14 protein-coding genes are annotated in these 19,511 nt (G+C 46.2%); 6 read left to right on the top strand and 8 right to left on the bottom strand.

Annotated features, from left to right (window positions below):
- The first annotated feature begins 193 nt into the window (after window positions 1-193).
- Window positions 194-3,322 carry a hybrid sensor histidine kinase/response regulator gene (locus ACFI6L_RS12980; protein ID WP_462574156.1) on the top strand — a complete coding sequence of 1,043 codons (3,129 nt, stop codon included), beginning with the start codon at window positions 194-196 and terminating at the stop codon, window positions 3,320-3,322.
- 29 nt (window positions 3,323-3,351) lie between these two features.
- Here ACFI6L_RS12980 and ACFI6L_RS12975 read toward each other — a convergent pair whose 3' ends face one another.
- The 3 genes from ACFI6L_RS12975 to ACFI6L_RS12965 all read right to left on the bottom strand — a co-directional run bounded on the left by ACFI6L_RS12975 (window position 3,352) and on the right by ACFI6L_RS12965 (window position 8,498).
- Complete coding sequence (locus ACFI6L_RS12975) at window positions 3,352-4,047, bottom strand: DUF2982 domain-containing protein (protein WP_462574155.1); 696 nt, start codon at window positions 4,045-4,047, stop codon at window positions 3,352-3,354.
- A 165-nt stretch (window positions 4,048-4,212) separates the two neighbouring features.
- Window positions 4,213-7,359 carry an efflux RND transporter permease subunit gene (locus ACFI6L_RS12970; RefSeq protein ID WP_427270467.1) on the bottom strand — a complete coding sequence of 1,049 codons (3,147 nt, stop codon included), beginning with the start codon at window positions 7,357-7,359 and terminating at the stop codon, window positions 4,213-4,215.
- Window positions 7,359-8,498: an efflux RND transporter periplasmic adaptor subunit gene (locus ACFI6L_RS12965; protein ID WP_014975468.1), complete on the bottom strand. Its 1,140-nt coding sequence runs from the start codon at window positions 8,496-8,498 to the stop codon at window positions 7,359-7,361. The genes ACFI6L_RS12970 and ACFI6L_RS12965 overlap by 1 nt, the downstream gene beginning before the upstream one ends.
- Window positions 8,499-8,627: 129 nt before the next feature.
- On the opposite strand from ACFI6L_RS12965, the gene ACFI6L_RS12960 reads away from it, so the two are divergent.
- From ACFI6L_RS12960 to ACFI6L_RS12945, 4 genes are all read left to right on the top strand, one after another.
- Entirely contained in the window at window positions 8,628-9,275 is a 648-nt protein-coding gene (locus tag ACFI6L_RS12960; protein ID WP_014975467.1) for a TetR/AcrR family transcriptional regulator, read from the top strand.
- Between the two features lie 163 nt (window positions 9,276-9,438).
- Window positions 9,439-10,452 (top strand): aspartate carbamoyltransferase, encoded by a 1,014-nt coding sequence (locus ACFI6L_RS12955; RefSeq protein WP_014948009.1) that lies wholly within the window; start codon window positions 9,439-9,441, stop codon window positions 10,450-10,452.
- A gap of 4 nt (window positions 10,453-10,456) precedes the next feature.
- Window positions 10,457-11,737 (top strand): glutamate-1-semialdehyde 2,1-aminomutase, encoded by a 1,281-nt coding sequence (hemL, locus tag ACFI6L_RS12950; RefSeq protein WP_014948008.1) that lies wholly within the window; start codon window positions 10,457-10,459, stop codon window positions 11,735-11,737.
- 154 nt (window positions 11,738-11,891) lie between these two features.
- A complete protein-coding gene (locus tag ACFI6L_RS12945) occupies window positions 11,892-12,965 on the top strand; it encodes an adenylate/guanylate cyclase domain-containing protein (protein WP_282765860.1) in 1,074 nt (357 codons plus the stop codon).
- Window positions 12,966-12,993: 28 nt separating this feature from the next.
- On the opposite strand, the gene ACFI6L_RS12940 is transcribed toward ACFI6L_RS12945, so the two are convergent.
- The 4 genes from ACFI6L_RS12940 to glnK all read right to left on the bottom strand — a co-directional run bounded on the left by ACFI6L_RS12940 (window position 12,994) and on the right by glnK (window position 17,635).
- Entirely contained in the window at window positions 12,994-13,920 is a 927-nt protein-coding gene (locus tag ACFI6L_RS12940; RefSeq protein WP_014948006.1) for a Dyp-type peroxidase, read from the bottom strand.
- A 183-nt stretch (window positions 13,921-14,103) separates the two neighbouring features.
- The gene (ggt, locus tag ACFI6L_RS12935; RefSeq protein WP_168532937.1) at window positions 14,104-15,795 is read right to left on the bottom strand and encodes a gamma-glutamyltransferase; all 1,692 of its coding nucleotides are present in this window, start codon (window positions 15,793-15,795) and stop codon (window positions 14,104-14,106) included.
- A gap of 221 nt (window positions 15,796-16,016) precedes the next feature.
- Window positions 16,017-17,264 (bottom strand): ammonium transporter, encoded by a 1,248-nt coding sequence (locus ACFI6L_RS12930; RefSeq protein ID WP_014948004.1) that lies wholly within the window; start codon window positions 17,262-17,264, stop codon window positions 16,017-16,019.
- Between the two features lie 32 nt (window positions 17,265-17,296).
- The gene (gene glnK / locus ACFI6L_RS12925; protein WP_012516988.1) at window positions 17,297-17,635 is read right to left on the bottom strand and encodes a P-II family nitrogen regulator; all 339 of its coding nucleotides are present in this window, start codon (window positions 17,633-17,635) and stop codon (window positions 17,297-17,299) included.
- 242 nt (window positions 17,636-17,877) lie between these two features.
- On the opposite strand from glnK, the gene ACFI6L_RS12920 reads away from it, so the two are divergent.
- Window positions 17,878-18,732, top strand: a complete 855-nt coding sequence (locus ACFI6L_RS12920; RefSeq protein WP_278346948.1) for a hypothetical protein — start codon at window positions 17,878-17,880, stop codon at window positions 18,730-18,732.
- A gap of 49 nt (window positions 18,733-18,781) precedes the next feature.
- Here ACFI6L_RS12920 and ACFI6L_RS12915 read toward each other — a convergent pair whose 3' ends face one another.
- Window positions 18,782-19,501, bottom strand: a complete 720-nt coding sequence (locus tag ACFI6L_RS12915; protein ID WP_278346949.1) for an AraC family transcriptional regulator — start codon at window positions 19,499-19,501, stop codon at window positions 18,782-18,784.
- Between the last annotated feature and the right edge of the window lie 10 nt (window positions 19,502-19,511).

Below are 19,511 nucleotides of genomic sequence, written 5' to 3'. Positions count from 1 at the left end.
TGCAATCCTTGAAACCAATTGTCGCGACTTTTGGGTCTTACTCATTGTATGGGGTGAGGGTTTGTTTTGTTATTCTTCAAAGAGAGTGGTTAAATAGCATTGGGTGAAATTTGCCGTTCAATTTTCACTCTTACGAGTAAAACTAAAAAATAATAAAGCCCCTAATCAAACGGTAACGTAAGTACAGATAATCATGGCTATCTTTCGCGTATTCTTTTTTTTATTTCTTGTTGTAGGCAGTTACCTGCCTTCGAATGCCAGCGCGCAGCATATCGAGCAGCTCTTCGATGAAGAAAGTACGCTAGATTTATCAGACTCTCTGTATTTTTTATTTGAAACCGATTATCAGCTTACTATCAGCGATGTATCACGAAGACGCAATGACTTCCTTATGCATCCCCATGACAACCCTAACTTTGGGTTTCGTAATAATGGCATGTGGCTACTCACTTCTGTTGCCAATGTTTCAAACGATAAACACTGGGTGTTCTCAATAAATTTCAGCCAACTCGACAGTGTTGATTTTTATTTGGTGCAAAACGGCAAGGTAATAAAGCAAAGCCATCAGGGGAAAGCTCAAAAAGAACAGCGTTTTCGTGTTCCAACCTTTCGTGTTGAGCTGCCTGATAGCGATCCTGTCGACCTTTACATACGCATTGAAAGTCGCTCATCTAGCCTAATTGCACCACTTCGAATTCAAGCCGAACCGCTACATAGCAGCTACTTCCAAATGGACAGCTTGCTCTGGGGCTTTTTCTACGGCGGATTGCTTATTCTCGCTATTTATAATCTTGCTCTATTTTTTGGCGTGCGGGAAAAGAGTCTGATTGCCTATGTTGGCTATATCGCTGCGGTTATTTTGTGGCAGTTTGTGTGGGGCGGCCATACGCACTTGCTGTTTAGTCAGGGGATCCCCTCTTGGCTGGTTGGGCATTCCGAGCTGATATTCGTAATTATTGGTATAAGCTCAGGCTTTTTTACCAAGACGTTTTTGGAAACGGAAAAGCACTCTCCCACGGCACATCCTGTCATTAACTTATTGTTGGTTTGCCAAGCGTTAACAGGGCTGGTGTGCTTCGTCGATCTGCTTCCTTCTATTTGGAAGAACAACCTAGTATACGGCGTGGGTCTTGTGGCGATATTGAGTTATATCTACGCCGGGATCGAAGCATTTTTCAATAAGTTTAAGCCCGCGCGTTACTTCATATTTGCATGGAGTATGCTCGCCACCGGCGCAATTATAGGTATGTTAAGCCTTATCGGAATTTTACCTTCCAACGACTTCACCACCTATTGTTTTCAGGTGGGTGTTTTCTTAGAAGCAGGGCTCTTTTCCTTTGCATTAATGGAGAAAAGCAGAGGCCAGCTGGAAAGCGAAGTTGAGCAAGCAACAAATGATTTGCGCAACAATATGGAGCTCATTGAAGAGCAGAATGCCCGTTTAGATATCGCGCGCAAAGATGCGATAAAAGCCAGTAACGTTAAATCTCAATTTCTGGCCAACATGAGCCATGAAATTCGCACACCTCTTAATGCTATCTTGGGGTTCAGCAAAGAGTTGAACAATGCGTCGCTGCCCACTGACCAGCAAGAGCAAGTCAGAATTGTTAACACGGCTGCGGATAACCTGCTAACAATCGTTAACGATATCCTCGATTTTTCTAAGATTGAGGCCGGTAAACTGCAAATTAATAATCAGCCTTTCTCGCCCAATAAGCTGCTCGAAGAAATGGTCACTATCATGGCTAAATCTTCCCACAGCAAGCGCATCGAATTTGTATTTGATTTGCACCCGCTCCCTGAAAAGCTCATTGGCGATGTGTTTCGTATTAAGCAAGTGCTCAATAACTTGTTAAGTAATGCACTTAAATTCACGTCCAGCGGTACCATTACGTTTTCGGTGGGCGGACGCTCGCTTCCTCATGGTATTCACGAAGTAAATATTACCGTTGAAGACACAGGTATCGGAATAAGCCGACAGGACAGAAAAAAGCTATTTAACGCCTTCTCGCAAGTAGACGACGCCCTTAACCGTAATTACCAAGGCACTGGATTAGGTCTCGTGATCAGTCGAGAGCTGGTTCGCTTAATGAACGGTGATCTAACGCTAAAAAGTGTATTAGGCCAAGGCTCTACGTTTAACGTCTCACTACGTATGAACCAGTTAAGCCAGAAATATGCGTTAACTAGTAGTGAAGACTGGAAAGGTAAGAACGTGGTTATTTTCGATCCGGTACCTGCAACACGCCGCTCAAGTGCAAGCATGTTATCGATTTTGGGTGCGCAGGTTACCTCTGTTGAATCACTAGATTATTTGATGTCACTTAAAGGCCAGTACGACTTTTTCATGGCAACTGTGCCGGTAAGTAAGATGGGATTGCGGGATACCTATTTAAGTCGTTTTGTACAATTCCCTGCGCAAAAGCGCATACTTTGGTATTCCGGCCCTGAACCTTTTGCGCAATACCCAAGCCTGTCGCAACATTTCCATTCACAAGCGCGTATGCCGATGACGCTTACCAAGTTAGATAGCCTGGTGCACCACCATACAACGCCAGCTAAAAATGCGATGCAAGAGAAAATAGGCACGCTACCAAAAGCTAAAATTCTTGCCGTTGATGACATGGAAATGAATCTTAAACTGCTGCATACGTGGCTCGATCATTCTCCTGTCGAGCTAACCACAACGATCAGTGGACAAGACGCCGTCAATCAGTGCCAGACTCAAGAGTTTGACTTAATTCTCATGGACGTTCAGATGCCAGGCATGGACGGACTGCAGGCCACCCGAGAAATTCGTAAATCACCGTTGAATATGGGTACCCCAATAGTGGCAGTGACAGCCCACGCGTTTAAAGAAGAGCAAGAAAGACTGCTTGCCTCTGGCATGGACGATTACTTACCTAAGCCTATTGAGGTTGAGCTACTTATTACGCTTATCAATTCGTGGTGCCACAATGTTGAGCCCGGTGAAATCGTCTTTCCCTCTATCGACTGGCAGCTAGCACTTAAACGAGCGAATCAAAATCAAGATACAGCAAAAGAAATGTTAGACAGTTTTATTGCGTTACTGCCCGAAACTATCGAGACACTTTCGGCGCTTTGGGACGATCAAGATTACAATGGGCTTAAGACCGAAGTTCACAAACTACACGGTGCATGCTGCTATACAGGCTTGCCTCGCATGCAGCATTTAGCCAATGAAACAGAGATCTCTCTTAAGCTGGGACAGCACAAGCTTGTTGAAGAAAACTTGCCAGCACTTATCGCTGAAGCCAGAAAGGTGCTAAACGAGAGTAAATTGAACGGCTCACAAAGTTGAGCGATTAGAGCCTAATCGCTCAGATAAGCTCAATTGGCGTCGGACGACTGCCTCGCTTGTTGGCACTGCGCGATAAGGCCAGCGAACTCACTTGCATCCCTATCAAGCTCCGAACTTGCGATGAAAATATCAAAGCCAAGGCGCTTTCGAAGCTCCACCATACGATGTGCCAGCATAGCTTTTATGCCTTTGATAATGGTGCCATCTTCCATTACGTATTGTTTGTCATCAAACATCGACTGTTCGTAACAACTTCCTGTGGCGCAGCTCTCATCTGTGTTTTGCATTAGCAACGGTCGCTGCTCCATCAGTAAGTGTGTAGCAAGCCTTGGTGAAATCGTATTGAGAAAATCCGTATAGCTTTTTATTTTAAAACCAATGGTTTCAAGTGGAATGTGGTCCAGACCATGCCTAACCCGGGGGCAATCGGCGCGCTGTAAGTTGTCCCAGTGAATACGCCAGCTGCCTAAGCGATGACGATAGGTAATATAGTCTTTGGCTATTTCCAAACTATAGTCCGGCTCACGAATTTTGAAGTACCCTACCAGCAAGCACACCAAGGCAGCACTGGTAAGAAAAATCCCTGCCAAGAACAGCCAATCGGGAAGAAAGGCTAACCACAGTGCCGCAACACACAAACCGATACAGCCCAGCACCAGGCTAGTAATACCGTTACTTTTCGAGGCAGCTCGGATATAGATTGGTTCGACACTAGTACCAGACATAAAAATACACCACCAACATGATTACGGCCCAAACGATATAAAGTCTCATGCGTTTACACTTAACGCAGTCGGTTTGCCACCAACGCAAAAGAGGATTTGATTTTCGCATACGCTAAGTAAGCCAAATTTATACGTGGGTTAAAAAGGGATAGTTTAACCGTAAAATTATGCCAATGTGTGATTTCTATAACGGTATCGTTGAAAAGCAGCCACTATAGTTGGCGTAAAGACTAACGACAAGATTACCGAGAATCCTACTCCACCAGCCAGCACCACGGCCAACGGCGGCCAAAAGCTACCTTCACTGAACAATAGCAAAGGAATCAATCCACCTACCGTTGTGAAAGTAGTCGATAAAATATGGCGGCTACAGCTCATGGTTTCTTCAACAATGGCTTTCGTGTCTCCCTGCTTTGCTTTGGGGTTCGCGTTGATAGCGGCAATGACCACTATCGATCCGTTGATTGCTACGCCAATAAGGCCTGCACAACCTAGCAGCGGATTAAACCCAACCGGCAATCCAGATATCCAAAGACTGAACATACCCAGCCCTACAGAAAGTATTGCCACTAATCCGATTACACCCGCCATGCGCAAGCTGGTAAAAGTCAGAATGAGCGTAGTTACCATAAGAACCAACAGCACCGGCGCATAGGTCGCTAATTTACCTAATGCTTGCTGCTGTTCATCAGCGTCTCCCGCTAAATGAATACGATATCCTTCGGGAAGAATTAATCGACTTTCGAGAAGATCTCGCAAATGATTACTTGCATCAATGGCCGGGACACCAGGAAGCAAAAACGCCTGAATACGATTTAGCCTTTCGCCATCAAGGCGCGTAATACTGCTGGTTGCAGGCTGAAGCGTTAAGTTTGTTACGGCAGCAAGTGGCGACCAAGAAATAGCATTGTCTCCTGCAACCGGAATTGGCATGGCGTCTACGCCCGTTACATTTTGTCTATACGCCTCGTCTAGCCTTACGCGTACAGGAATTTCTTCTGTGCTTTCCAACACAGAACCACCGGTAATACCTGAAAAGTTTATCTGCATTTGATTGGCAAGCTCGGAAAGCGTAAGTCCCAAGTAAGACAAGTTATCGCTGTCTGCATTTATTTTAAGCTCGGGCTCTCCCATTGAGACGCTGGTTATTGACTGAGAAATGCCGTCGACTTCAGACATTAACATGCGTACTTTGTCGCCTAGGTCGTTCAACACATTCAGATCAGGGCCGAAAATCTCTACCTCAACAGGCGCCGCAATAGGCGGACCCTGCCCAAAGGCTCGCACTACAATTTGTACTTCTGGATACGCGCTATCAAGCTCTTGTTGTAGCTTGCCCACTAGCGCAACGGCGTCATCCACTGTATCTGTCGACACCACAGCATTTGCAAAGTAAGGCATGTTGTCACGGGTCATCGTCTGGTTATAGTACACCGATGGGGCAGAGCCCCCGACTAACCAGCTTACTTGTTTCACGCCTTGCTCGCTGCGTATGGCGCTATCGACTTTTTTAACGTAGTTTGTGGTGTTGTCGATGCTACTGCCTTCTTTGGTCCACAGGTACACTTCGAACTGATCTCTGTCTGCACTTGGGAAAAACACATTGGCTAAGCTTTTAGACAGTACAAAGCCAGATAAACAAAGCAAAGCAATAATCGGTAACACCAAAATCGGCTGCTTTATCCATCTACCCAATTGTTTTTTGAAAGCCAGACTGAGCTCTGGCGCTTGTAATCCCACTTTCCACCACGCCTTCGATGCTGTTTCATGTTGCGAACTGTTGTCGTGCTTTGGCAAAAATCGGGCAGCGAGGGCTGCAATGATAGTTAAAGAGATAAACAGCGAGCCAATAAGCGCCATCACCACGCTAATGGCAATCGGGCCAACAAAGTCACCAATGTTGCCGTCTAAAAGAAAAATCGGCATAAAGCCTAAAATGGTCGTGAGCGTTGAAGCCAAAAGCGGCACAAATAGATGAGAGACGCTTTTCGCCATAGCGCCTACTCGCGTTAAATTAGGATCTTGTAAATTAATGCGAATTTCATCGGTAATAACAATGGCGTTATCGATTAGTAAACCAATGGCGATGATCATGCCAAAGATAGACATTTGGTGAATTTGCTCGTCGTAAAAACTTAAAGAGAACAAGGCAAAAGCGGCGCATAAGGGAAGTGCCAGGCCCACAATCCACGCAGCACGAAACCCCATGAAAAGTAGAATAACCATCATGACCACGGCGCAGCCCATAAGCAGGTTCATCGATAAGTCAGCAAGGCGAGTAGCGGTATATTCGTTTTGCTCAAATGCAACAGTCGCGGTTAAGGTTCCGCTGAAGTCTTTATTGAACTGTTCCACTACTGCTAATGCATTTTCTGTCCATACATCAGAACGCAGTGAGGGCTGCATACGCGCTGCCACAAAGATAGACTCTTCACCATTTAGAAATGCCACTTCGTTGCGAGGGGTAGTGAAACTGCGCTCCACTGTAGCGACGTCTTCTACCCGTAAGTAGCGGCCTTGCTCGTTAACTAAGGGAATTGAAGCAATCATGTTCACGCCATTTAAGCCCTCTCCCACTGTAAAGCGCAAATTACTTTGCTGGGAGTTAAGCATACCCGCAGGTAATTTGGGGTCGGCGCGGCTTATTAAATTGCTTACTTGCTGTAAGGTAAGACCCGTTGCGGCAAGTTTAATAGGGTCGATATTGACGCTAATCTCTTCCTGTGGCGCGCCGTATACACGCACAAGCTCAGTGCCGTTAACGTTTCGCAGCCTGTCTGTAAGTTCTTGGGCCAAACGCGCGGTGAGTGTAATAGGGGTATTTTCAAAGTGGTCCGCACGCACAGATAGCAATAAAGTAAACGCAGTCGCGCCGCGCTTTTCATCGAAAACTGGTGCCATTGCACCTTCAGGGAATAACTCAGCGGCAGCGCCAATGGCGTCGCGAATTTCGCTAAATAGCTGTTCGTTAGTGGAATTATTTATCCAGTCTTGCGTTTCTATTAGGATAATGGAGATACCAGCACGCGACGTGGACTTCACTTCCTTTATTTCAAATATCTCTCTAAGCCTGTCTTCAAGCACATCACTAACCAAAGCCTCTACCCGTTCCGCCGACGCGCCTGGGTACTGAGTGATGACGAGTGCGTTTCGCGTATCTATTCGCGGGTCCTCAATACGCGGCAGAGAACCTAACGCTGATAAACCAGCGGTTATCAGCACCAGTAGGCTCAGTATAAGTAAGTGCCCTCGTCGGTAAAATAAGGTATACCACGGATAAGATTTATCTGAGCCGAAGTTAAATGACTTCATTAGCGTGCCCCAGCTTGGTGTTGACTTGGGATGGATACCATTTGGCCAGGTGCGAGTTTGTGTGTACCTTCGCTTACATAAACCTCTCCATCTTTTAGCGCTCCGCGCACAAACGCGTTGTTTCCGTCGGTGTATACAACTTCCACTACGCGGGCTTCAAGAGTGGCGTTTTGCTCGTTTGATAAAACAAATACGCGCCACAAACCACGCAAGCCATTGCTTAGCGCGTTAACCGGCAGCCAACTTCCTGTCTCAGAGTGAGAACGAAATCCAGACAAAATGGCCATGTCACCGGGGCGTACCCGCTCATTACTATTTAATGTCACTAAAATATCAATGGTTCGCGTTTGCACGTTGCGAACAGGTAAGCGTTGCGTAACAGTTCCCGCCACATCAATGTCCCCGACGCTAACCAGCACCGGCTCATTAAGGTCAAACTGATCCACAACATCGGCAGGTACCGCGAAACGAGCCTGATAATTTTCTATGCCCGTAATTCCAAACACGGGAGTTCCAGCGCTAACTACACTGCCTTCATCAAAAAAGCGTCGATTGACTACGCCATCGAAGGGAGAAATAAGGGTCGTTTTTTCTATTTCTACATTCAGTGATTCAAGGGCGGCCTGCATTTCACTAACTTGGGCCTTAGCGACATTGAGACTTGCCTTAGTTTCGTCTAGTCGCTGTGCTGATTCTAGCTTTTTCTCAACCAACGACGTGGTTCTTTCGCTGTTTACTCTAGCAAGTTCAAGATCGGCGTTTGCACGCTCAAGTGAGGCTTGAAGCTCACGTTTTCTGGCATTGAGACGCTGAATATCTTGACGGGCTAGAACATCTCCCTTGCTTACTACATCGCCCTCTTCAACAAGTAATGTATTGACTTGCCCTGCCATATCGAATGAAAGCGAAGTGGCCCGTGGGGATTCGATAAGCCCAAAAACATTGATTGGAGTTTCAAAGCCCGATTGAATTTTGACTGTTCCAGTGGACACTGCAACGGGAACTCTTGCCTCTGGCGTTTGTGTCGCATTGCCAAGACCTGCTGTCATCAAAAGAATGACCAACGCTGCAGTAAAAACGGCAATAGCGATAATAAGTGAGAGTTTGCCACTTTTAGAAGGCGTCGTTGCAGCAGTCATAACATTTCCTTTAACCAGTTTAGCGTTTGCTCTGGGCTATATTTGCATACTTATTGTGCTATGCTAGTATATAAATACTAGACCGTCCAGTTTGATATTTAAATATTCGTCAATAAAGTGAGAACGAACGTGGCTACCACTCGAAAGCAAGGCCGACCTAAAAGCGAAGAGAAATACCATCTTATATTGCATGCAGCGTCTTGCCTGTTCTTAAAAGAGGGCTTTGCCAACACATCTATGGACACTGTGGCTAAAGCCTCTGGTGTGTCTAAACAAACGGTCTATTCTCATTTCGAAGGAAAAGATGCTCTCTTTAAAGCGGCAATCTCATCGAAATGCAGATCATACCAACTCGACACCCAGCAACTTATCGACGCCACTTCAGGTTCACTCTCACTATTAGAATGTTTACGAAAAGTTGGCTGTCAGTTTGTGCGACTTTTACAAGATCCTGAAGCCATTGCTATCTTTCGAGTAATTATAGCTGAAGCGGTAAATAGCCCTCATGTGGCAACACTTTTTTATCAGGCTGGCCCAGAAGCTTCCCTATCTACATTGAGTGATGTCATAGAGAAGTTCGGAGAAGGTAGCTTAAGCCGTGATATCGCCCAACAGCTGGCAGTAGATTATTGCGCCCTGCTTAAGGGGGAATATCACACCATGATGCTGTGCGGCATACAGTCTCCGCTTCAAGACGAAGCGATTACAGCCCACGTAAATAGCGCAGCTGAAAAAATCCTTTTACTCTTTACCCACTATACTCAGCAACACAATTAGTCGACATATGCGCACATGCACACTTGTGTTTTGATTTGTGGAAAGCCCTTTTCAATAAAACGCCAAACTGAGAAAAACGTAAGGCAAGATTAACGTTGCGCTAATGACTTAGCCCCAGCGGTATTATAAACTAGCGCCGTTTTCGTTGATGATTGAGAAGCGCATGTCTGACTTTACCGGTAACCACATTCTTTCGGTTAATCAATTCGATCGCGAGGCCATTGAGAAAGTGTTCTCAGTTGCCAATTCCATGCAACCCTATGCCAAACGACAAAAGCGCACAACCGTGCTAGATGGCGCCATTCTCGGTAATCTTTTCTTTGAGCCAAGTACCCGTACGCGAGTTAGCTTTGGTACCGCATTCAACCTTTTAGGTGGTGAAGTTAGAGAAACCACCGGCATGTCGAGCTCTGCGCTGGCTAAAGGTGAGTCATTGTACGACACAGCCCGTGTGCTGAGCGGCTATTCCGACATTATTGCAATGCGACATCCTGCGGCGGGTTCAGTGGCAGAATTTGCCGAAGGTAGTCGTGTACCTGTTATTAACGGTGGTGATGGTGCAAACGAACACCCAACCCAAGCACTGTTGGACTTGTTCACGATTAAACGTGAACTGGAATACAATGGTCACGGCATTGACGGCTTACACATCGCCATGATTGGTGATTTGCGTTACGGCCGAACAGTACACTCTTTATCTCGCTTGTTATGTTTGTTTAAAAACATTCGCTTTACGCTCATTTCGCCAAAAGAGCTGGCCATGCCTCAGCCCATCATAGACGCCATCGAAAATGCGGGGCACCAGCTTACGATTACCGATACCCTTGAAGGGAATATGGATGCGGACATATGCTATCAAACACGCATTCAGGAAGAGCGCTTTCCTTCTCAAGAAGAAGCCAACAAATACCGAGGTAAGTTCCGCCTTAATCAGTCGATTTACACGAAACACTTTCAGTCGAAGACCGTTATCATGCATCCACTTCCACGAGATTCACGTATGGAAGCCAACGAATTAGATAACGATCTAAACCTTAATCCAAACCTCGCCATTTTTAGACAAACCGACAATGGTGTACTTGTAAGAATGGCATTGTTTGCGCTTACTCTGGGTGTAGAAAACCTTCTCACTAAGTACGAGCGTGACGTTGTTTGGTACAGCAATAAGAGTAAGTAATTACATGCAAAAATCTGAAGCCCTATTTACCCGCGCCCAAAAAACCATTCCTGGTGGCGTAAATTCACCCGTTCGCGCTTTTAAAGCGGTAGGCGGTACACCTCGCTTCATCACGAAAGCTGATGGCGCTTACATGTGGGATGCGGATGGTAAGCAATATATTGACTATATTCAGTCTTGGGGCCCTATGGTTCTAGGTCACAATAACGCCCAAATTCGCGAAGCGGTTATTGAAGCGTCGTATAACGGCCTATCTTTCGGTGCACCTACCGAAGCTGAAGTGATCATGGCTGAGTTGGTTAGCGAACTGGTTCCATCTATGGAAATGGTACGCATGGTGAACTCGGGTACAGAGGCCACTATGTCAGCTATTCGCCTGGCTCGCGGCTACACGAGCAGAAACAAAATTGTTAAGTTTGAAGGCTGCTATCACGGGCACGCCGACTCACTGCTAGTGAAAGCGGGCTCAGGGGCGCTAACCCTTGGTGTACCAAGTTCACCAGGTGTTCCAGCAAATGTTGCTGAGCATACGCTTACCGTTGAATACAACAACCTAGACAGCGTAAAAGAAATCTTCGAAGCCCATGGCGATGATATTGCGTGCATTATCGTTGAACCTGTCGCAGGTAACATGAACTGTATCCCTCCTGTGGAAGGCTTCCTTGAAGGACTTCGCGCTATTTGTGACCAATATGGCAGCGTATTGATTTTTGATGAAGTAATGACAGGCTTCCGCGTATCTCGCGGCGGGGCGCAAGAGCGTTACAACATCAAACCAGACCTGACTTGCTTGGGTAAAGTCATTGGCGGCGGCATGCCAGTGGGCTGTTTTGGTGGCCGTCGTGACATTATTACTCACATAGCACCGACAGGGCCAATTTACCAAGCGGGTACGCTTTCTGGTAACCCGGTAGCAATGGCTGCAGGTCTTGCTGCTTTAACGCAAATAAAGCAGCCTGGACTTTACGATTCAATTTTCGAAAATACGCAAACGCTAGTGGATGGTTTCCAAGCCCTTGCTGACAAACACAATATTAGTCTAACTACTAATATTGCCGGCAGTATGTTTGGGATATTCTTTACTGACGTAGAGAAAGTCACGAACTACAAGCAAGCAATTAACTGTAATACCGAGCAATTCAACAAGTTCTACCACGGTATGCTAGAGCAAGGCGTTTACTTAGCACCTGCATCTTATGAAGCGGGCTTTGTTTCTAAAGCGCATGACGCTGCAGTCATTGAGCAAACCCTTGCTGCAGCAGATAAAGTGTTCTCAACGCTTTAAGTTAATTCCTTTCTGGTAATTTTTGCACTAATACGCCCACCGTGGCGTGTTAGTGCCTCTTCTTCATTGCTTCTCTCATACGTAACGCTTGAATTCCTCGCGGGCTAGATTATTAGCCTTCATTTAAAAGCAGTTTATAGGTGTGGTGTTATCAATGGATTGGCAGTTTGGCGCTATTTGCGCGCTTTTTCTCTACAGTGTCGCTATCACAATTTTGCACGTAAGGCGCAGCCGTCGGTTTTCATACAGAGCTAGCCAATTTAAACGTGGGCGTCATGTCTCCACCACTGTCGCAAAAAACGACGACGAAACGCACTTTCACACAGCTGCCGATGAGGCCCAAAGGCTTACACAAACCTTTCAAAAATTCATTCCAAAGCAGTTTGTGGAGCACATGTCGAATTCTGACGTAGACGCGCTGGGTCTTGGCTATGCGGCAGAAAACGACGTTGCGATTATGTTTTGCGATATCAGAGGCTTTACTGGTTTTTCTGAACGTATTACGCCACAAGAGTTGATGAACTTTCTTAATTCTTATTTCACCAGAATGAACGATCCTATTCATCAAAACCACGGTTTTATTGATAAGTTCATGGGCGACGCCATTATGGCGCTGTTCGATCATCGCGAAGGCTCTTCACAACAAAAAGCTATGGATGCGGTTAATGCTGCGCTCGACTTACGCAAAGCCCTGACAATATATAACGGCCATAGAAAGAACAGTAACTACGAACCAATTAATATGGGAATAGGTATTCACTTTGGCCCTGTTATTATGGGTACGGTGGGTTCAGAAGATAGAATGGATACCACCGTCATTGGCGATAGCGTAAACATTGCTTCTCGCTTAGAAGCTTTAACCCCCAAATACGAGGCGGATATTATCGTCAGTGCCCAAGTTCTTCAGACCATAGGGTCTGGCTTCCCAATTAAAACCCGCTTGCTTGACTGGGTAAGAGTGAAAGGACGAAAAGCGCCAATTGAAATATACGAGGTGTTAAGCCACCTTTCAGAGAGTGAGCAGGAAAAGAAGTTAGCGGTTCAGACCAAGATTGCCGCAGGTATCGCCTGCCGTATAAATCAGCAATGGGACGAGGCCATTTCTTTTTTTGAGAACGCTGTCGCTATGAGCCCAAACGATTCGCTAGCGCATCATCACATAGATGTTTGTCGAATTTACAAAAGCGTCGATTTTAAGGAGGATTGGGATGGTGCGCTAGTCTACTAATCCCAATGGCCATAAGCGACGGTTAAATTTAGGACTCAGATAACTTAGCCTGCTGGCGAATAAAATTAATGGATGGCGCGAAAAACGCAGCACCTGTTTCAGCACTGGTAAAGTCCAGCCATCTGTCATAATCGCCTTCACCGTTGCCGTATATTTGGCTGTGGAGCATCTGTTTAAATGGCCGCGCACTGGCACTACAGCTTACAAAGAATAAGCCTTGAGAGGCCATATCACCGTATGGCATGCCTTGCTTAATTAGCCTTGGTTCGTCGCCATCGGGCGCAACAGTGCTTGCCCTAACACAGTGCGAAGATTCAGACTGTTCGCTACTTACCAAATTGTGCTCTTGCGTGGTGCCCATCACTTGTTCTTGCTGACGGCTTGAAAGACTATTCCAACGCCTTAAATCATGGCGATAGCGTTGTATGTGAACATAGCTGCCACCGCTAAAGTCAGGGTCATCTTCGCCAATAATCCCGACTTGTCTGCGCTTCATTCCACGTGGATTATCTGCGCCATAAAGAAAACCATTGAGGTCACGGCCATCTAAGTACCTAAACCCTCTTATCTGCTCCACCAGTTCTACATGAATACGCAACAAATCCATCACTTCAATGCCAACCGCATGGCAAATATCCAGCCTATCAGCGCGAATTTGAATGAAGAGATCGCAAGGCATGGTGGGGGCACTTCTATCGTCACACTGCATATCAGGAAAAGGGGCAAGCTCAACAGGTATCAAACCGGGGTATACCTCAGCCCAGTAACCGGTGCCAATAGCGACAACCCCGGTTACCATGGCTTCGTAGTGCTCATTCTCAAAATGCTCGAATATATCCAGCACGCGAGATAGTTTGGCGCGTACGGCTTGGCTATCGTCATCAATGACGTTCAGTAGTAAATACTGTGCATGTAAATTTGGCTCAGCGCAGAGGCCTTTTTGTGGTTGTGTCATTGCCGCTCTTGTTGTTATTAACGCCTTGTTCTGACGTTTCGCTGCTGGCGATCATTCGCCGCGCTTTGTTGTGCGAACCTTATCGTAAAGTGTAGCGGCTGCTTCAAACTTTGAAACCCTTTAAAGCGAAGCAGCAAACGGGGAACAAATTAACTCCGCCGCCTATTATTTACACTAGTGTGCTTAATAGCCCGCGGCTTGTCCATCTTTTCGCGTTTCTGAAGCGCCAAAATAGACACCTTTCTGCTCGTCCCAAGCGATGGCCTGATAGCCACCGAACGCGCCTACCACGCGTTGAAGCTTATGCCCCCGCTCCATGAGTTCTCGCTGAACGGTTTCACTGAACCCCGATTCTAAGCTCACATAGCCACCATCAGTCATCAACGCGCCCGTTGGGCTACTCGACCCACTGTGCAGTATGCGTGGAGCATCCCCCGCTTCCTGCAAATTCATTCCGAAGTCGAGAATGTTTACAATAATTTGCGCATGCATTTGAGGCTGAGTTCCACCGCCCATCACGCCAAAGCTCATCACTGGCTTACCGTTTCTTGTTACAAAAGCCGGGATAATGGTGTGAAATGGACGCTTTCCCGGGCGATATTCATTAAAGTGCCCTTCTTCAAGGGTAAACATCTCACCTCTATTTTGAAGAATAAAACCTAGCCCTGGAGGTGTCATGCCTGAGCCCATTCCGCGGTAATTACTTTGAATTAAGGACACCATATTGCCCTCTTTATCAGCAACGGTCAGATAAATGGTATCCCCTTCATAAATACCCGCATCAACGCGATTCGCTGCGCGTTCATTATCTATGAGCTTCTGGCGCTTAGCGGCATACTCTTTCGAAATTAACCAGTCGACAGGAATATCATTGAAGTCTGGATCTGCATAGAACTTAGCGCGATCTTCAAAGGCGAGCTTCTTGGCTTCAACAAAGGTATGGATGTAGTCTGCTGAGTTAAACCCCATTCCTTCGATATCATAGTGCTCAAGCACATTAAGGATCTGTAGGGCCGCTATGCCTTGTCCATTGGGCGGAAGTTCCCACACATCATAACCGCGATAATTAGCAGAAACGGGCTCTACCCACTCCGAGGTATGCGATGACAAATCCTGGTATGACAAAAAGCCGCCTTGGGACTTCATGTAAGCATCGATAGTGCGTGCGATATCGCCCTTATAAAAAGCGTCTCGCCCGCCTGTTGCAATCTTTTCATAGGTCACGGCTAAGCCAGGGTTTTTAAAAACATCGCCTTTTTGCGGTACTTTCCCGTCGATAAGAAAAGTCTCTGCGAAGCCGTCATAATGACCAATTCGCTCTTGATTCATCTGCCAGTAATAGGCAATGACTTCTGAAACAGGAAACCCCTCACGGGCATATTTGATAGATGGCGTAAGCAGCGCAGACATGGGCAGCTTGCCAAATTTTTCGTGTAGTGCAAACCAGCCATCTACAGCGCCAGGGACAGAAACGGGTAGCGGACCAAATTTTGGAATTTGATGCAAACCACGCTCGGCAAACACCGCTTTGGTTAACTGTCTGGGTGAACGGCCAGAAGCGTTTAAGCCGACTAGCTTCTCTTTTTTTGCATCCCACACAATGGCAAATAGGTCGCCGCCAATACCGCTGCCTGTAGGCTCAACTAAACCTAACATGGCATTGGCTGCAATAGCTGCATCAACTGCACTGCCGCCTTGTTTTAAAATATCCAATGCCACTTGCGTAGCTAATGGTTGGCTTGTTGCTGCCATGCCGTTCTTTGCAATAACTTCTGAGCGACTTGCAAAGGGTTGCCCCGTTATTCTGTCATAGCCCAAACAGCTGATACTAAAGAAAGCCAGTATCAAAGGTAGAAGTCGCACACTTGCAGTCATAACCGTCCTTTTACTAAAACGTTGCCGATAATAAATCTAGCGTTAGTTTATCGATTCATAGTGTAGCGTTATTGTCACATTACGCCTAGGCTCTTTTCCTAAGCTCAATAATGGTCTTAAAACACATTGCATGAAACGAAAAAAGCCCCGCATTAGCGGGGCTTAAACGAAGTAATAAGGCATTATTGTTATTGTTGTTTCGTTGCCTAATCGAGACTCTCTTACGAACGGCTGCTTGTGAAGTCTGGGTATGCTTCCAGACCACATTCGCTCATGTCTACGCCGTCGAATTCTTCTTCTTCGCTCACACGTACACCCATAACCGCTTTAATCACTAGCCATACCACTAGGCTCACTACGAATACCCATACAAAGATAGTCGCTGCACCAATTAGCTGACCAGAGATGCTTGAACCATCGTTAGTGAAAGGTACAAGGATAAGACCTAGAAGACCTACCACGCCGTGAACTGAAATTGCGCCCACTGGATCGTCAATCTTAAGCTTGTCTAGTGCAACAATGCTAAGCACTACTAAAATACCACCAAGGCCGCCGAACAAAGTAGCTTGTAATGGTGTAGGTGTTGAAGGCTCTGCTGTAATAGCCACAAGACCGGCTAGTGCACCGTTAAGTACCATAGTTAGGTCAGCTTTACCGAATAGAATGCGTGCTACGATAAGTGCAGCAATTGCACCACCAGCAGCTGCAGCATTTGTGTTCATAAATACAATCGCTACTGAGTTTGCACTTTCAACAGTTGCAGTAGCCAATACTGAACCGCCGTTGAAGCCAAACCAACCCATCCACAGGATAAATGTACCTAAAGTTGCAAGCGGTAAGTTTGCACCTGGAATCGCGTTTACTTTACCGTCAGCGGTGTATTTACCCTTACGAGCACCAAGCACAAGAACACCAGCAAGAGCAGCAGCTGCACCAGCCATGTGAACAATACCTGAACCTGCAAAGTCAGAGAAACCAAGGTCGCCAAGCGTATACATACCGAATACTGCTTCGCCGCCCCATGTCCAAGCACCTTCCATTGGATAGATGAAGCCCGTCATAACAACTGCGAACGCTAGGAATGCCCAAAGCTTCATACGCTCAGCTACCGCACCAGATACGATAGACATTGCTGTTGCAACAAATACTACTTGGAAGAAGAAGTCAGCAGAAGGTGCATATGTTGCTGGCTCTTCAGCGACACCTGTTGCGCCATCAGCCATGATACCGCTTAGGAATGGACCCCAGTCGCCGCCACCGTACATAATGCCGTAACCGCAAATCATGTACATAGTGCAAGCGATAGCGAATAGCGCCACGTTTTTAGTTAGAATTTCTGTGGTGTTTTTCGCTCGAACAAGACCTGCTTCAAGCATCGCAAAACCTGCAGCCATCCACATAACCAGTGCACCGCAGATTAGAAAATAAAAGGTATCTAGCGCATACCCAAGTTCAAAAGTGATTTCCATTATGGTTTTCTCCGCAAATATATCGTTGTGGCTTACAGCGCGTCGCTATCCGACTCACCAGTTCGAATACGAACGGCGTGTTCAAGGTCGTAAACAAACACCTTGCCGTCTCCAATTTTGCCTGTTTTGGCAGCGCCAACGATGGCTTCTACCAGGCGCTCTACTTGATCATCCTGAACAGCAATTTCCAGTTTGACTTTAGGTAGAAAATCCACCTGATATTCCGCTCCGCGGTAAAGTTCAGTGTGTCCTTTTTGACGTCCAAAGCCCTTCACTTCGGTCACGGTCAAACCGTCGATACCGATTTCTGAAATGGCTTCACGAACATCATCTAGCTTGAACGGCTTGATGATCGCTGTGACTAGTTTCATGAGTTGCTCCCAGTTTGTTTTGGTTATTCTGTGATTTATGGTCGTGTTTCCAACTATGGGAAGATAAACCAAGAGCCATGCCACAAATGATTAGCCAAATAAATCAAATACATACAAGCAAACGCTTCATGAACGCACAAAAATAATGCACACTAATGGTGCACTGTTAAAAATTTGCCCAATTTTGAAGCGGCATGAGGTTGCGGTAAGGTGAGAGGGCTAAAAAGTGCGATGAAATTAGGATGGAACTATTCGATAGGGCCCATGGTCTGTTGTTTACTATGACGACTATCACCCCATCTTTCTTTGCGCCTGAGCGCAGCATTGAACACCATTCCGTTGCAAAGAAAACGGCGTGGCGCCCACTATTAATTTCGGGCTGTGCACATGTGTTTGGGGTCATCGTAGTGGTCATACTTTCTCAAATGGGCATCAACAACCAAAAAGCACGAGTAAATGTTTTGGAGCGAACGCCGGAGATAAGCGCCAGACTGTACTATCCCCCCGTTCCACGCCCTTCTGCCCAAGCTAAACCACAAGAAACTAAACCAATCGATGTTTCCCCTAAAAGGCAAGAAATTGAGTTGAAGCCTGACGCAACCAAAGCGACTGAAGCACTTGATAGTAAGAATGAAATTGTAGAAAGCCCTACGCCCAAGCAGCAGAAAAATGCTGAGCCCGATACACAGCAGGTACCCATTGAAAGTAAGCCGACTAATACACTGCCGTCGCCCACTTTATCAAAAGACGCAAATCGGCGCGCAGGCTCGTTGAATCTATCGGTAAAAGATGGCGCAGCCCTCTACTTTGAAAAGTATCACAGTGACAAAGTCGCTGAAGACGCAGAACAGGCAGCAAAAGCATTTCAAGAGCGTAAAAATAGTCCTGTGCTTAGCGGGCCAAGCACACAGCAAATACAAGCTAATGAAAATCGACGCCCTTCAAAACGCGTAAACTGTAGCAGTACGACCAATAAAACTTTGGCGATATTGAGTGGAATTGCTGGTGGAACCTTAGAATGCACCAAAATGGACGACCACAAACGTTTTATAGAAGCCAGAGTCAATAAACTTCCTAAAGACGAAGAGATTAACTAGTTGTCTCTATCAACGATTTACCGTCATGTGAGGTAAGCCCTTATCACAGTCACTTTCTTTTGAAAAACTTAGGGGGTCGCCCGAAATACGCTTTGAACCGGCGACTGAATGCTGCAACATCTTCATACCCTGTTAGCTGAGCTATACCCAACATTGGTGTATCGGTATTTCTAAGTAGTGCTTTGGCCTTTTCCATCCTCACTTTTACAAGGTAATCTCGTAAACTATGCCCGGTGGCTTCTTTAAAGCGTGTTTTGAATTGCGTTGTTCCCATGCAGGCTATCCGTGCTAACTCCACCTGTGTAAAGCCTCGGGCAAGGTCGCGATGAATATGGCTTAATACAGGAGTCATTCGCTTATCCATGCTGCATCCTTTCAAGGATGTTTCTAGCAAGGTTAAAAATAGCGCCAGTATTTCTTCATGGCCTTGGTCAGCAAACTGGCTAATTTGAATCTCTACAAACGATAAAAACGCCTGTAATGCTGACGTTACCTGAAATATCGGGTGCAACCTGTCATTTAAATTAACTGGCACATGCTCCAAGTCCGCCACAATAAATTTTGACAGTTCGTTAGCGCTAAAATAATGGACCTCATTCGGCGCTATGCATACGCCTTCGCCTACGCCTACTCGCCCGCTAAAATTATCGATTTCTATCAAGATATGTCCGTTGATGGGCAGCACTAACTGAAAGTAGTTGTGTTTATGGCGGCACGTTTGCTTCGTATATGAGCGTACGGATAGCGATGGAATTGGGCTGTCAGTCATTTTATTACTC

The organism is Alteromonas sp. G4i35 (assembly GCF_054960375.1).
The sequence above is the reverse complement of the archived record's forward strand: the minus strand, read 5'-3'. Positions and strand labels throughout refer to the sequence as shown.